The organism is Gottfriedia sp. NPDC056225 (assembly GCF_042267765.1).
GTDB lineage: Bacteria > Bacillota > Bacilli > Bacillales > Bacillaceae_G > Gottfriedia.
In genome coordinates this window covers 13,108-26,932 of sequence record NZ_JBHJTJ010000021.1, presented here as the reverse complement: position 1 = coordinate 26,932, position 13,825 = coordinate 13,108, and the positions used below count along the sequence as shown (strand labels likewise).

Annotated in this window: 15 protein-coding genes and 1 other RNA gene; 12 read left to right on the top strand and 4 right to left on the bottom strand. The window is 30.4% G+C overall.

Annotated features, from left to right (window positions below):
* Nucleotides 1-29 precede the first annotated feature (29 nt).
* Nucleotides 30-641, bottom strand: coding sequence for a Holliday junction resolvase RecU (gene recU / locus ACFCYN_RS14525; protein WP_172444140.1), 612 nt, complete (start codon nt 639-641; stop codon nt 30-32).
* Nucleotides 642-735: 94 nt separating this feature from the next.
* Here recU and ACFCYN_RS14520 point away from each other — a divergent pair, with 94 nt between their 5' ends.
* Nucleotides 736-1,743, top strand: a complete 1,008-nt coding sequence (locus tag ACFCYN_RS14520) for a DUF2515 family protein (protein WP_375950054.1) — start codon at nt 736-738, stop codon at nt 1,741-1,743.
* Between the two features lie 738 nt (nt 1,744-2,481).
* Complete coding sequence (locus ACFCYN_RS14515; protein ID WP_098121073.1) at nt 2,482-2,733, top strand: hypothetical protein; 252 nt, start codon at nt 2,482-2,484, stop codon at nt 2,731-2,733.
* Nucleotides 2,734-2,861: 128 nt separating this feature from the next.
* Here the strand turns inward: ACFCYN_RS14515 and yppF are convergent, their stop codons facing one another.
* Nucleotides 2,862-3,038, bottom strand: a complete 177-nt coding sequence (gene yppF, locus ACFCYN_RS14510; protein ID WP_098121074.1) for a YppF family protein — start codon at nt 3,036-3,038, stop codon at nt 2,862-2,864.
* A gap of 205 nt (nt 3,039-3,243) precedes the next feature.
* Here yppF and ACFCYN_RS14505 point away from each other — a divergent pair, with 205 nt between their 5' ends.
* Nucleotides 3,244-3,993 carry a YppG family protein gene (locus ACFCYN_RS14505; RefSeq protein ID WP_375950052.1) on the top strand — a complete coding sequence of 250 codons (750 nt, stop codon included), beginning with the start codon at nt 3,244-3,246 and terminating at the stop codon, nt 3,991-3,993.
* Between the two features lie 245 nt (nt 3,994-4,238).
* On the opposite strand, the gene ACFCYN_RS14500 is transcribed toward ACFCYN_RS14505, so the two are convergent.
* On the bottom strand, nt 4,239-4,967 hold the full coding sequence (locus ACFCYN_RS14500; RefSeq protein WP_172444142.1) for a GntR family transcriptional regulator: 729 nt from the start codon (nt 4,965-4,967) through the stop codon (nt 4,239-4,241).
* 708 nt (nt 4,968-5,675) lie between these two features.
* Here ACFCYN_RS14500 and ACFCYN_RS14495 point away from each other — a divergent pair.
* From ACFCYN_RS14495 to ACFCYN_RS14480, 4 genes are all read left to right on the top strand, one after another.
* Nucleotides 5,676-6,242 (top strand): SLOG family protein, encoded by a 567-nt coding sequence (locus ACFCYN_RS14495; RefSeq protein WP_172444143.1) that lies wholly within the window; start codon nt 5,676-5,678, stop codon nt 6,240-6,242.
* 76 nt (nt 6,243-6,318) lie between these two features.
* Complete coding sequence (gpsB, locus tag ACFCYN_RS14490; protein WP_098121077.1) at nt 6,319-6,624, top strand: cell division regulator GpsB; 306 nt, start codon at nt 6,319-6,321, stop codon at nt 6,622-6,624.
* 78 nt (nt 6,625-6,702) lie between these two features.
* Nucleotides 6,703-7,088: RNase P RNA component class B (gene rnpB, locus ACFCYN_RS14485), an RNA gene on the top strand.
* Between the two features lie 131 nt (nt 7,089-7,219).
* Nucleotides 7,220-8,371: a THUMP domain-containing class I SAM-dependent RNA methyltransferase gene (locus ACFCYN_RS14480; protein ID WP_375950049.1), complete on the top strand. Its 1,152-nt coding sequence runs from the start codon at nt 7,220-7,222 to the stop codon at nt 8,369-8,371.
* 134 nt (nt 8,372-8,505) lie between these two features.
* Here ACFCYN_RS14480 and ACFCYN_RS14475 read toward each other — a convergent pair whose 3' ends face one another.
* Nucleotides 8,506-8,724 (bottom strand): hypothetical protein, encoded by a 219-nt coding sequence (locus ACFCYN_RS14475; RefSeq protein ID WP_098121079.1) that lies wholly within the window; start codon nt 8,722-8,724, stop codon nt 8,506-8,508.
* Between the two features lie 167 nt (nt 8,725-8,891).
* Here ACFCYN_RS14475 and ACFCYN_RS14470 point away from each other — a divergent pair, with 167 nt between their 5' ends.
* From ACFCYN_RS14470 to ACFCYN_RS14450, 5 genes are all read left to right on the top strand, one after another.
* Nucleotides 8,892-9,815 (top strand): Gfo/Idh/MocA family protein, encoded by a 924-nt coding sequence (locus ACFCYN_RS14470; RefSeq protein WP_172444194.1) that lies wholly within the window; start codon nt 8,892-8,894, stop codon nt 9,813-9,815.
* 234 nt (nt 9,816-10,049) lie between these two features.
* Nucleotides 10,050-11,978, top strand: coding sequence for an ATP-dependent DNA helicase (locus ACFCYN_RS14465; RefSeq protein ID WP_375950047.1), 1,929 nt, complete (start codon nt 10,050-10,052; stop codon nt 11,976-11,978).
* A gap of 205 nt (nt 11,979-12,183) precedes the next feature.
* On the top strand, nt 12,184-12,459 hold the full coding sequence (locus ACFCYN_RS14460) for a hypothetical protein (RefSeq protein WP_172444196.1): 276 nt from the start codon (nt 12,184-12,186) through the stop codon (nt 12,457-12,459).
* A gap of 64 nt (nt 12,460-12,523) precedes the next feature.
* Nucleotides 12,524-12,823 carry a hypothetical protein gene (locus tag ACFCYN_RS14455; RefSeq protein ID WP_375950045.1) on the top strand — a complete coding sequence of 100 codons (300 nt, stop codon included), beginning with the start codon at nt 12,524-12,526 and terminating at the stop codon, nt 12,821-12,823.
* A 421-nt stretch (nt 12,824-13,244) separates the two neighbouring features.
* Nucleotides 13,245-13,754 (top strand): hypothetical protein, encoded by a 510-nt coding sequence (locus tag ACFCYN_RS14450; protein ID WP_375950043.1) that lies wholly within the window; start codon nt 13,245-13,247, stop codon nt 13,752-13,754.
* Nucleotides 13,755-13,825: the final 71 nt, after the last annotated feature.

Sequence of the window (13,825 nt, the reverse complement as noted above, 5' to 3'; positions counted from 1 at the left end):
TCCTGCCTTTCAATCGAACTTAATGAATATTAAACTTCAAAAAGTTCATCGATACATTTTAAGTAAGGAACAATTATTGGATAACTTGATTTTAGTAATGTTCCAAACTCTTTGCATTCTTCTCTAGAAATTGACTTTCTTCCACCATTTGTTTGCCTTTTCCAAAAGGTAAGAATATCAGTAGCTTTCATAAAATAAATTTCATTATATAATGAAAATTTTAATATGACAAACGATATTCCACCATGATTTAACACATTTTCCATATGCTCAATTTGGTGTAAATGGAAATTTTGCAAAGGAAAACTAGTCTTATTATTTGTTTCCTTGGCTTCAAAGTCAATGTATTTCCCCTTATAAACGCCATTATAGTCAGTTGTAGACGGTTGCTTAAAATAAGCCTCTCGAATAACTGCTGCGCTTCTTTTTGGATAATCTACTTTAACGATTTGTACAGGTGTTGGTTTCTTATGTATGTTTGCGATGTTATTTGCTAAATAATACGTATTAGAAGCATTTAAATCATCTTCAAGGGACATTCCACGATTACTATATGTATTGCTAGATTTTACTTGTGTCTCACTATTTTCTTGGGTTTTTTGAACTACATTATTTCTTCGATTTGGGTACATTATTGTCATAAAACCAACTCCACCTTAAATTACATACAACTCGTATTATAGCACTAAAACAGATGTTCGTGTAAAAAAATACCAGATTGCTTGGGGTGAGTCAATGAATGCAAACCATGAAAGCTGGAAGGGTTTTATAAAAAATAGACGAGAAGAACACATTTTATCAGAAGATGAAGCTAATCTAATTGAATTAATAAAAAAAGAAACAACCAAATTTAATGCAGATAATATCTCGAGAACTATCGCATATCAGGATTACTTTTTTAGACTAAATGAGGTAGAGTGGTCTTTACTTGCAAGCATGGTATCCCGAAATGCAGGCTATAACATGACGGATCTAGCAAACCAAATTTTTATGAATGGCCTAAGTGAAAAACAAAGAAAACAGCTCTTCATAACGTATGAGCGAGCAAATTGGATTATTTTTTTAGATGCATTTCCACAATTACTTCTATTTGAATATTCAAAAATGAATAATAAACCTTTATTTTATTTGTTAAAATATTTTTCAGTATCGACCTTTATGGAAATAGAATGGGAGAAATATTGGACAGATCGAGATAAAAAAAGACTCGTCTACTCGTTAATAATTAATGAACAAAATATGATTGAAAGACCAGTAATACAAAATAAATTTTTTAAAAATGAAGTTTTTAATACTATCGCATTTAAACTTCAAGAGCAATTAAAATTAAGTTATGTAATATTCCCAACAAACAGTGGAGAGCTATATGGACTTGCTGTTTACCAATTTGAAGATTTAACAAAGCGGATTCAAATTGGTAGACAATTATATTCAATCTTATTTCATCAAGACTTAAATAATGGGTTTATTAATTTTGCTAAACAAACGAATCATACCGGCAGTAGAAGTGATTATGAGAGTCTAGTTGGCATTGCCAACTCAAACAATCCTAAATTAAGGGATGTCTATCCAATCATTCCACATAAGCGTTCAGTAGAAGATGACTGGTATTCTAATAGTAAAATTTTAACCGAATGGTATGAAAATGAAGAAATAATAAATGGAGATAGTTTTAAAGAATCATTTTTAATAAAACAAGAACTGTTGAGTTCATTATTAAAATTGAAAGGGTTATTCCAATGAAATAAAATAAAAGGTGGAAAAAGGGGAGAAGACAATAGAACATAATATAAATTTAGAAATTTAATTATTAATGAAGAATCTGCTTAAATAATTAGCTATGACTGTCGAAAAAGTCGGCAGTCTTTTATTTTGTTTAATTTGTGTAAACGCTTTTCTACTATATTATAGATTTCGGAGATTAACACTTTAAGTTGTCAATTCACTCTTTTCCCATTTGAGTCTTTGGTCTATCCGATCAACACAATTCTAATGAGTAAGTCATCATCCTTGTGATAATTAAATCATTAAATAGAAGAGATATTCAAAAAACAATAAATGATTGGAAATAAAAAAGAGTGTAGAGAATTAATATGGTCTCTACACTCTAAGCTAACATTCAGTGATAGCTTTTTACGTTAAATCTTGGTTAATAAATGTCACTTTATCAATTGTTTATGTAGCTGGGAAATTAGGACCATCTAATTTTGGATTGCCTGTTTGTTGATTTTTACTTTTTTCTTGCTTTTTCTTTTTTTCATTTTTGTTTTTTGCCATTTGTAACACCTCCATGATATTTACCTTTCCCAATTCTGCGTCTCGTTACAAATTTTTTTGTCGAAATTATAGAAGAAAATAGCTTTATTCACTTTGTTTAGCGAATTAGTTCTAGTTTTGTCAATGAAGAAGGAAGAAGAAGTGTAGCCGTTGAATTTAGTTTATAAAGAAAATTAAGAAAACTTGGAAGAGGAGTTGAACTGTATGGAATTAATTCAAAGAGATGATTTTTTTCGAGCAATTGATGAATTTTTAAATGAGGTTGAGTTTATTGAACACTCTCTGGCGATAAGAATTAATCAAAAATGTGAAGAAGAAAAGAATTTACTTTTAAATAAGGTACAGTCAACAACAGTGCATCTTCATCATTTTGAAAACAAAGTTAGTCAAGCAAAAGAAGGTGGAAGTTGGATTTCTACACCATTATTGGGAAGGCATTTGGCATTTAATATTTAATGGAAACATATATATAAGTATTTACACTTAATAAAATGAATTAACTAGAGGAATTAAATAAAGCGATACACTTTTACGTTTAAGTAGATGTGTATCGCTTTATTTCTTATCTCTATGAATTCAGCATACTAAATTGGCTTACATGCGCCAAAACGTTCAAGTTCTTTAACTAATTCTCTATAATGTTGAATAGTAACTTCACCATTAAGGTAATTTTGCTGTAAAAAGTCCATTAATTGATTAAAGTCAGTTGGTTCGAAACTTTTTGATGAAATAAACTTGTTCTTTAATTCTTGTAAAGTCATTGTTACCCCTCCAACATTAAATTTAATTAACTTAACAACCTGCTATTCCTAAATAAAATGTATCATAAATATTTAAAATTTAAATTTTTTTAAAAATTTAAACTTCCGACATAAAATGACAAAAGTTGCATAAATTTTAATAAGTAACAGAATAGGCATTTGTAACATATTAATAAAAGATAATACTAATAATGGGTGTGAGAATATGAGACAGAAAATGTTTCCTCCAAATCACTCAGATAACAGCTTTGAGTGGTTTAGAAACCAAAATCAAGTAGTTGATGAGAAGTTTAATTATCCAGAAATGAACCAATATACTAATGAAATTCAACGATACTATGGGAATACAATACAACCGTATTCACAAAATCCTACAATGAATACACAACTAACGCCAACAGCGCAAGCTCAAGCTCAAACACAAATGCAAGCAACGCCGATGATTGAACCTTTACCATACCAAGGACCATCAACACAACCTGGAAGTTCTGTTCAACAAGGTGAATATTCAGCTCCGCAAAATTTTACATTGCAGCAACCAACTGTACAATATAACCAAGGATATCAATATGATCCAAATTATTATTCAACCATGCAAAATCAATATCCATACATGCCATTGAACCCTTCGCAATTCAGTAATCAAACAAACTATTATATGCACCCTCAAAGTCAACAATATTCAATGCCACCACAGAATGCTCAAATGAATCAACAAGGGCCATTTGCAACTCCCGCAATGTTTGCGCCTAGTACACCATATCCTACCCAACCAAAAAAGATCAATCAACAGAATAATGGTCAATCTTTTCAATTTTCATCAATCTTAAATCAGTTTAAAAATAATTCAGGTTCATATGATGTACCAAAAATGATGTCAACTGCAGGACAGATGATGAATACGATGAATCAAGTAGGTGGACTATTTAAACAAATTGGAGTTTTCTTCAAATAAAAAAAGCCAGAAATTAGACTGCACCCTTAAAGTAGATGTTGAAAAACCCAGAGTTGGCAACATTGATTTTAAGGGGTGTTTTTTATGGCGAAAAAAGGTCAAAAGTTTCAAAAATATTTTAGACATCAACAACTGGCTTCTTAAGTACGTAAAAAGGAGCTATTTCTCTAAAGAAATAACTCCGCTTTTTTTCATATCCACTTTTTGGGGTCTTGACCAAAACCTTGGCTTTTTTATTGTGTACTTTAGTCATTTCTCGATAAGGAATGTACAAGTTTATACCGATCTGCTCTATATACAGTTAATTCGAATTCTAAAACTTTACCACTTCTTAAAAAAGTTGTACGATAAATTGCTAGTACCGGACAATTTAATGGAATTTCTAATAGTGTTGCTTCCTCGTCAGTAGGCATTCTAGCTTGTATTGATTGATCCGCATATTGAATAGGATCTGGAATATTAGCATGTACATAATCAAAAAATGATTTTTCTAAAACACTTTTGTTTAAGTTTGGTGCAATTTCACAAGATACATATATACTTTCAATAGACATTGGAATTGAATCTGCAGATCGAACACGTTTAATAAAATAAATTGGATCATTTTCTTTTATTTTTAGATTGTTTGCTAATGCTTTATCTGACTTTAAGATTTCAAATTCAACAATACTACTACTCGGTTTTAAACCTCTTTCGACCATTTCCTCAGTATAACTATTTAGTCTACTAATTTTTTTTTCAACTTTTTGGCGACTAACAAACGTTCCTTTACCTTTTTGCCTATAAACAATTCCTTCTTGAACTAAATTATTTAAAGCTTGACGAACTGTCATTCGGGAAATTTGAAATTGTTCAGAAAACTCTCTTTCTGACGGAATCAATTCATCAGCAGGGTATTCTCCTGAAGTAATTTTAGATTTTATGTATTCTAATAATTGATGATAAATTGGTATTGGAGAATTTTTGTTAATCATTTTTTACACCTCGTATTGCATTATCTATATTTTGATTATTTTAAAACGGTTTCATTTATCATTTTAAAGGAATATATAGCATTCGGCAATTATTGTCTAATCTTAAGAAATGTCTGAAAATTTAAACTTTTAATCATTATTAATTTTATTGTTGTGAAATATGTTCAAACCTAATAAAATAAAAAAGTTGACATAAAAGTATATTTAAGATATTGGAGAGGATCATTTTGAACAAAATACTTTTTTTATTTTTTTTCACAATAACACTGACTTTAATTATTTTTACTAGTTTTAAACAAGCATTATATGTAATCTTATCATAAGGCGAATTTTTTCAAAAAGAAAAATGTTTAAACAAGCTTATCTATAATAATATTCCTAACATACTAACTAATCTAAAGGGAATAAAATATCCTCTAAGATCGTCAATCAAATATTGAAATATTGATCTTATATGTCTTAATAATTGATTTCCACTAAACGATGACTACTTGTAGTAAGCAAGATTAATATTAATTCCCTCAATATAATATCTGCATTTGAATAATTTTGAATATTATTTTAAATAAATGATTTTTGCGAGATAACTAATGTGCAAATTAATATTTAAGAAATTTAAATTTGAATTTAAACATGCCTATTTAATTTAATAAAATTTACTTTTGGAAGAACTTTTTTAGTTCTTCCAATTATTTATTGTGAGGTAAAATGAAGATACTACTTATATCAGGTTATAAATCATTTGAATTAGGAATTTTTTCAAATAAACATGATGCAGTGAAGTACATAAAAAAAGCAATTAAAAATAAAATTCTTCTATTTATAGATGAGCTAGAGTGGATTATTATATCAGGGCAAATGGGTACTGAGTTATGGGCTGCTGAGGTAGTTTTTGAAATTCAAGATGATTATCCACATCTAAAATTAGGCATTTTTACACCTTATGAAGACCAAGAAAAAAAATGGAATGAAACTAATCAAGAATATTATAATGAAATCTTAATTGGGGCTGATCATGTAGACTCAATTTCCAGAAAGCCTTACGAATCGCCATTACAATTAAAAGCGAAAAATGAATTTTTAGTAAGCAAAAGTGATGGTTGTATTTTATTTTACGATAATGAAAAAGAAGGAAGTCCTAAATATTTATATGATTTAGCAAATAAGAAAAATGAACTATTCAATTATCCAATTGAAATGATTACTTTTGATGATTTACAAGTGATTGCAGAAGAAACATTTGAGAATGATGACAATAATTATAGGGAAATATAGAATAGATAATTGACAATTAATAAAGACTTTGAAAAAATAGAAGGTAAATATTTCTAAATGTTTTGGGGTGATAATAATGGAATCAACAAAAATTAAGCTAAGTATAAAAGATATCCTAAATAAAGAGTTTAAAGTTTCAATGCGTGGATATAATCAAGAGGAAGTGGATCAATACTTAGACACGGTCATTAAAGATTATGAATCGTTTCAAAATCAAATCGTAGCCCTACAACAAGAAAACGCAAAGTATAAAAAATTATTAGAGGACCAAAAAAACACATCAACACCACCGCCTTCTCCTTTTAATAATACGAATACTGACGTTCTTAAAAGATTATCAAATTTGGAAAAGCATGTTTTTGGTAGTAAACTTTTCGAATAATTTCAACTAAATTTATATTTAAAGAAAACATTGCAATCTCAAGTATAATTTACTATACTAATAAATGTTCGTTTCAATATGTTCGGGTAATCGCTGCAACGCTTGACGTTGTTGAGGAAAGTCCATGCTCGCACAGTCCTGCGATGGCTGTAGTGTTCGTGCCTATCGAAGTCATAAGATAGGGTAGCTGTGATAACAGCTAACGGCAGGGAACGGACCTAAGTCCATTATGGATATGGTTCTACTACCTTTAAAGTGCCACAGTGACGTAGTCCTCGAAGAAATGAGAGGAGTGGAACGCGGTAAACCCCACGAGCGAGAAACCCAAATTATGGTAGGGGAATCCTTTCAAAGGAATTGAACAGAGAAAGGGACAGATTATTCTGTAGATAGATGATTACCACCTTGTAGTACGAGACGAGAGTCGCTTGAAGTACGAAAGGAACAGAACATGGCTTACAGAACATTTGAAATGATGAAACTGTTTAAAAACTCTTCATTTAATGGAGAGTTTTTTGTAATTTTGAAGTTATTTGTCCATAATGAAAATAAAAAGAAAAGTTCATTCTATTTTTGAATGAGATAGGTGATAAAATTGGCGAAATATACATTAATTGCTACTGCTGCAATGGGTATCGAAGCTTTAGTCGCTAGAGAAGTCAAAAGCTTAGGGTTTGAAGATGTAGTAGTTGAAAATGGTCGAGTATTATTTAAAGCAGATGAAAGTGGAATTGTTAAAGCGAATTTATGGCTTAGAACTGCTGACCGAGTTAAAATTCGTATTGGCGAATTTAAGGCAACTTCTTTTGATGAGTTATTTGAAAAAACAAAAGCATTGCCATGGCATACATTTATTCCAAGAAATGGTCAATTTCCAGTTACAGGAAAATCTCAAAAATCGAAACTTTTTTCTGTTTCGGACTGCCAAGCAATTGTTAAAAAAGCGATTGTTGATAAATTAAAAGCGATACAAAATGTACAAGGTATGTTAATAGAAGACGGACCATTATTCAGAGTTGAAGTTTCAATCTTAAAAGATATCGTAACATTAACGATTGATACGACTGGACGTGAAGGTTTACATAAACGAGGATATCGTGTAGATCAAGGTGAAGCACCATTAAAAGAAACACTAGCAGCTTCGTTAATTTTACTGACGAATTGGAATGCAGATTTACCTTTTGTTGATCCGTTCTGTGGTTCAGGTACAATTCCGATTGAAGCAGCGTTAATTGGTCAAAATATAGCGCCAGGATCGTTTAGAAGCTTTGCATCAGAAGATTGGCATTGGATTGGCAAAAAAAGATGGAATGAAGCAAGACAAGAAGCAGATGACTTAGCAAATTATGATCAAAAGCTTGAAATCATAGGATCCGATATTGACCATCGAATGATTAATGTTTCAAAAGCAAATGCTGATGAAGTTGGATTATCCGACTCGATTTCATTTAAGCAAATGCAAGTAAGTGACTTTACAACGAGATTAGAATATGGATATGTTGTAACAAATCCACCTTATGGTGAGCGATTGAATGACCGTCCATATGTAGAAAAGCTTTATTCGGATATGGGGAATGTATTTACGAAATTAGATACATGGTCAACTTATGTATTAACCAGTCATGAAGGATTTGAACAATTTTACGGTAAACCAGCCACAAAAAAACGTAAACTATTTAATGGATTTATTAAAACGGATTATTACCAATACTTTGGTAAAAGACCTCCAAGAAATCGCGAAGAGTAAAACCCGATATCGGTGCTCCTAAAAGTCTAATGCTGACAAATAGGAGCCCTTTTTTAATTATAATAATAACTCATTTAATTAAAGATATTACGAACACATTTTGAAAATGCTGTGAAAAATAATGAGATTGAAACTCATAAATTAATGGCCGGGACAATTCGAAATCCGTGATTTTTTTCAAGTAAATGTGCGACATGCCAATTTGTTTCTGCAGTGCTTTTATACTGGGTGACCAAATCATGAAATTCTTCATTAGAAAAACTTTGTTCATGTTGAAGTAAATAAAGATCTCTTACAATACTAATATCATCATTTGTATCAAAATTGGTCTGAATTAAAGAATACAAATACAATTAATCAGCCTCCAATCTAATTTGAATCTACATATATCACTTTTTAGAATTCCCGATTATTGGAATGTTATTGCCAAATTAAATTCAATTATTGAATCAATTGTTTTTAAAAATTGAATGAAATTTTGTTATGATAAAGAGAGAACAAATACGAAAGGGATGAACTTATGAAAAAAATTCGTATTGGGATGGTTGGTTTAGGTAATATTGCACAGAAAGCCTATTTACCGATTCTTACAAAAGAGGAAAATTGGGATTTTATCGGAGCATTTTCACCAAATAAGGAAAAGCGTAAATTAATATGCTCTCAGTATCGAATTCCCGATTTTGAAGATTTAAACAAACTGACAGAAAGTAGCGACGCTGTATTTGTACATAGCTCAACTAGTTCACATTTTGAAGTTGTATCATACTTATTAAAAAATGGAAAAGATGTGTATGTTGATAAACCACTAGCAGCTACTAGAGCAGAGGCAGAAAGATTAGCTGAATTAAGTATTAAACTAAATCGAAAGCTTATGGTTGGATTCAATCGTCGCTTTTGTCCAATGTATATACAAGCTAAAGAGCAAGCAAAAAATATAGCTTCCATTAAGTTTGAGAAGCATCGCGAGAATAAGATCGGTCCAAATTCATTTGAATTTACGATGCTTGATGATTATTTGCATGTAGTTGACACTGTTAGATGGCTAGCAAATGGAGAAATTAATCTTATTAATGGTAAAGTTAAAACAAATACTAATGATCATTTAGAATTTGCTACTCATCATTTTGAATCCACATCAGAAGCAATGATCAGTACAAATATGCATCGCAAAGCAGGAACAAATCTAGAGCAACTTGAATTAATTACAGAAGGTTCGATCATAAGAGTAAAAAATATGAGCAATTTTGAAATTGAGAAAAATAACACGATACATAATTCGTTTTCATCTTCATGGGACACAACATTAAAGCAAAGGGGCTTTGAAGATTGTATTGGCCATTTTATCAATTGTATTTACGCAGATGAAAAACCATCAGTTGACGGAGTAGAAGCTTTAAAATCACAAATAATTGTTGAAGAAATGATCAACCAAGCAAAAAGCTAGGTAAGAGAAATATTTGGGGAAATAGTGGCATGTAAAACCTGATGGAGATACACGATCATTCTTTTATCTATCTTTTTTTAATCCGGTCTTATTTCCCTTGCCTTTCCACTTCATTTTTTGTATGATAGCGGTTGGAGACAAATTTTTATATAATATTGTTTTGAATAAACTTGCAAAATTAAAGTTCTCAAACAGGAGGACTTTTTCTTTTTAAAATACATTTTGGGGGTAGCAATGAGTCAATCAACTAAATTACCTTTTGAGGTTGGAAAACAAGATCAATTCATAGAAAAGTTAGGGGAATGGATTGGTGACGTATTTTACGATTTACTACCAGATGCTGGCTATGAATTAAGAGATGAGCAAATTTTTATGGCTTATCAAGTCGAAAGAGCTTTTAAAGAGAAGAAAGTGATTTTTGCTGAAGCGGGAGTAGGAACTGGTAAAACTTTTGTATATTTACTTTATTGCTTATGCTACGCAAGATTTACTGGTAAACCTGCGATTATCGCATGTGCTGATGAGTCATTAATTGAGCAATTAGTTAAGAAAAATGGTGACATTGAAAAACTATCAAATGCATTAAATTTATCAATTGATGTACGTTTAGCTAAATCAACTACTAACTATTTATGTTTAAAAAAATTAGATCAACAGCGCACTGAAGATGAAGTTTCTGATGCAGTATTATCGGTTTATGAAAATTTACCGAGTTTTGTAAATGATTATGGAACACTACAAAAATTTACTCCTTATGGAGACCGCACTGAATATAAGGAATTAACGGATGAAGAGTGGGATACAATCTCTTACGATTATTTCCAGGATTGTTCTACTTGTGAACAAAGACATAGATGTGGACAAACTCTATCTAGAGAGCATTATCGTAAAGCATCTGACTTAATCGTCTGTTCTCAAGAATTTTATATGGAGCATATTTGGACCGTAGAATCAAGAAAACGAGAAGGGCAATTACCATTACTACCAAACCCAAGCTGTGTTGTATTTGATGAAGGACATTTACTTGAGTTTGCAAGTCAAAAGTCATTAACATACCGTTTACAACAAGAGACTTTAAATATATTTTTATCATTTTTAATGCAATCGGGAACACGTGAAAGCTTCCAACAGTTATTAGAAGATACATTAGAAACGTACGATCAATTCTTCTATGAATTAGATATTAATACTGAAGAAGTTGAAGGTTCAAGAAGACATAAACTAAACATGAATGAACGTTTAATAAAATTAGCAAGTAGATTAAAATCTCAAATTAGTAGTATTGGTGACGAATTAGTATTTGAAAGTGAAATGTATACGATCGACGAATATCAATTAAATATCGTTGATGAGCATTTAGATGATGTGGAGCGTTGTTTAAATCTGTTTATAAACGAAGTAACTGCTATCCAATGGATAGAGTATAATCAAAATGAATTAACGCTTGTTATCATGCCAAAAGCAGTTAATGAGCTTTTACAAGAAAAAGTATTCAATCAAAAAATGCCAATCGTATTCTCGTCTGCGACACTTTCTCAAAATACATCCTTTGATTACATCGCAAATAGTCTAGGCATAAAAGATTATTTATCATTTTCAGTGAATTCTCCTTTCGATTATGAGGAGCAAATGCAAATTGAGTTGAAACAAGTTAATTCAACTGAAATAGAAGCTAAAAATGAGTTTATTATTGAGAAATTAAAGAATAATAACGGTAGTACATTAGTATTATTTAATTCAACTCAAGAAATGAAAAAATTTAAAGAGCAGATTGCGAAGGAAAAAGTTGATTTTAATTTATACTTCGAAGGTGAAGAAGAAATTAGCTCAATCGTACAAAAATTCCAAGAAGATATTAATGCATCTTTATGTGCAGTCCATCTATGGGAAGGATTAGATATACAAGGAGAATCATTGAGTCAGGTAATTATTCATTCATTACCATTCCCTCCTAATGATCCGGTATTCCAATCAAAACGACAAAATTCACAAAATCCTTATTTAGAAATTGATGAGCCGTACATGTTATTAAGATTACGCCAAGGTATTGGGCGTCTAATCCGTGGTCATGAAGATAAAGGGAAAATTATTTTATTTATCGATAATGATTTAAACAGTGATACGAAAGATAAAATCTTAAACAGTTTACCTGTTAAACCATAAAAAAGTAGTGTTAGAGTGTAGAGAAATCCCTAAAATTTCTCTGCACTCTTTTTTTATTTGGATCCGTTAAAGTAAATTGTTGATTTTCTTATTTAACTAAATGTCAGGATTGTTGCAGAAGGAAGTTCGATTTATATGATAAAATATTTTTATTCTTAGATGTTAGAGTGGGGAATTATACGCTAATAAAAAAAGGAAGGTATAAATGAAAAATGTAATAGAATCATTCTTAGAAGATGAGATTTCCCAACAAGAGTTTTATGATGGAATTATTGATTTTATCGACTCTTCCAACATTAGATGTGGAGAATACGAATGCAACACCTTTGTTATAAAAAAAATGGACCATTTAAATTTTATTATTTTTCAAGAGTATGTACTACAAGAGGGACATAGGACTATCCATGAATCATTTACTATTTTTAAAGATAAATTAATTAGTTCAATTAATAAATTTGCAAAAAAAAAGGATTTCAAATAAGAGATTCTTAATCAACTCCCCAGTCCGTTAGTATAAGATAACCTTTTCCTGAAAGTGGTGAATTATGAAAGAAATTTGGATTGAAGCTGAAGAGAGGTCAAATGGTTATGATATTTATGATGATAATACTGATGTGAAAGTAATATTCGAAGATGGTACTGAAGGAGTTGCGACTTTTATTACATATAAAAATATTTTGAGTTTAATAGAAAAAAATCAAGCTACTGGCGAGTGTCTTAATGGTAAATATTTTTGGGCAAGAGATATGTTATTGATAGAAGATATAAGTCGTAAAACTATAACAGATGTTGTTGTTCAGCTATTGAAAGATGATGAATTTTGGTCCGTATTTGAAAAATGTTAATTAGAAGCTTTTTCAACTAAAGCATATAATCATTATAATTAAACACTTGTCCATTACTTTTTACTTTTTACATTTAATGCGAAAATCACGGTTGATAAAGAGGAATTCTGTCGTGCAGTAGATCGTTGTGACGATGACAGACGTGATAATTTCCGTGGTCGTAGTGACAGATGGTGGAACTGGTAATTTATTATAAAAAAAGAAACTTCAATCAGATTTCTAGTTACAAACAAATTAAGAGTTAAAGCATTAAGAAATCTAGCGTAATAGGTAACTAAACAAGAAAATCGGCTTAATAGTCGATTTTTTTTATTGGGCTAAATGGTAGTATGGATGCATAAGAAAAATTGAAATGTAGACAAAAAATATAGGAATTTGAATATAATTTGAAGAAATATTGTAAAAGAGGAGGTTAGTCAAAGTGAAAAAAATCATTTTAGCAATCTCAATTCTTTTATTAACTGCCTGTACAAATGGAAATAGTTCACTTGATAAGCTAAAAGAAGACTACCCTAAAACGATAAAAAAAGAAGTAGAAGTATTACCTAAGGATATTCAAAATGAAATCGTTGTACCAAAGAGGTTACCATTCAATGTAAAGAATGTTTCATTGGATGTTCAAAAAAATATTGGAAATGATACGATTAATCTAACTTCAATTAAGTATACGGACGGAAAAGGAGTTATTGTGGAAGTCACGACATATCACCAAAAAAACATCAAGTTCTCAGGAGAAGGACAACAATTAACGACAAAGTTAAAAGATGGAACTAAGGTGATAATAGTAAGAGATGATAAGGCTGGTTCAAAGATAATTCGATGGAAAAAAGATGGACTTTATCATGAAATAATGCTACTCAAATTAACGGATATTGATAAAAATTACACAATTATTGACCTAGTTGAAACAGCTAATTCAATATACGATTAACTTGCATCAGATGAACAACGTGTCTACAATTGTCGGTCTTTATTATTGAACAAAATGGCAGTTTAGAACAA

Coding starts and splice junctions, on each gene's coding strand:
- recU (WP_172444140.1), bottom strand. CDS start 641: ATGACAATAATGTACCCAAATCGAAGAAATAATGTAGTTCAAAAAACC.
- ACFCYN_RS14520 (WP_375950054.1), top strand. CDS start 736: ATGAATGCAAACCATGAAAGCTGGAAGGGTTTTATAAAAAATAGACGA.
- ACFCYN_RS14515 (WP_098121073.1), top strand. CDS start 2,482: ATGGAATTAATTCAAAGAGATGATTTTTTTCGAGCAATTGATGAATTT.
- yppF (WP_098121074.1), bottom strand. CDS start 3,038: ATGACTTTACAAGAATTAAAGAACAAGTTTATTTCATCAAAAAGTTTC.
- ACFCYN_RS14505 (WP_375950052.1), top strand. CDS start 3,244: ATGAGACAGAAAATGTTTCCTCCAAATCACTCAGATAACAGCTTTGAG.
- ACFCYN_RS14500 (WP_172444142.1), bottom strand. CDS start 4,967: ATGATTAACAAAAATTCTCCAATACCAATTTATCATCAATTATTAGAA.
- ACFCYN_RS14495 (WP_172444143.1), top strand. CDS start 5,676: ATGAAGATACTACTTATATCAGGTTATAAATCATTTGAATTAGGAATT.
- gpsB (WP_098121077.1), top strand. CDS start 6,319: ATGGAATCAACAAAAATTAAGCTAAGTATAAAAGATATCCTAAATAAA.
- ACFCYN_RS14470 (WP_172444194.1), top strand. CDS start 8,892: ATGAAAAAAATTCGTATTGGGATGGTTGGTTTAGGTAATATTGCACAG.
- ACFCYN_RS14465 (WP_375950047.1), top strand. CDS start 10,050: ATGAGTCAATCAACTAAATTACCTTTTGAGGTTGGAAAACAAGATCAA.
- ACFCYN_RS14460 (WP_172444196.1), top strand. CDS start 12,184: ATGAAAAATGTAATAGAATCATTCTTAGAAGATGAGATTTCCCAACAA.
- ACFCYN_RS14455 (WP_375950045.1), top strand. CDS start 12,524: ATGAAAGAAATTTGGATTGAAGCTGAAGAGAGGTCAAATGGTTATGAT.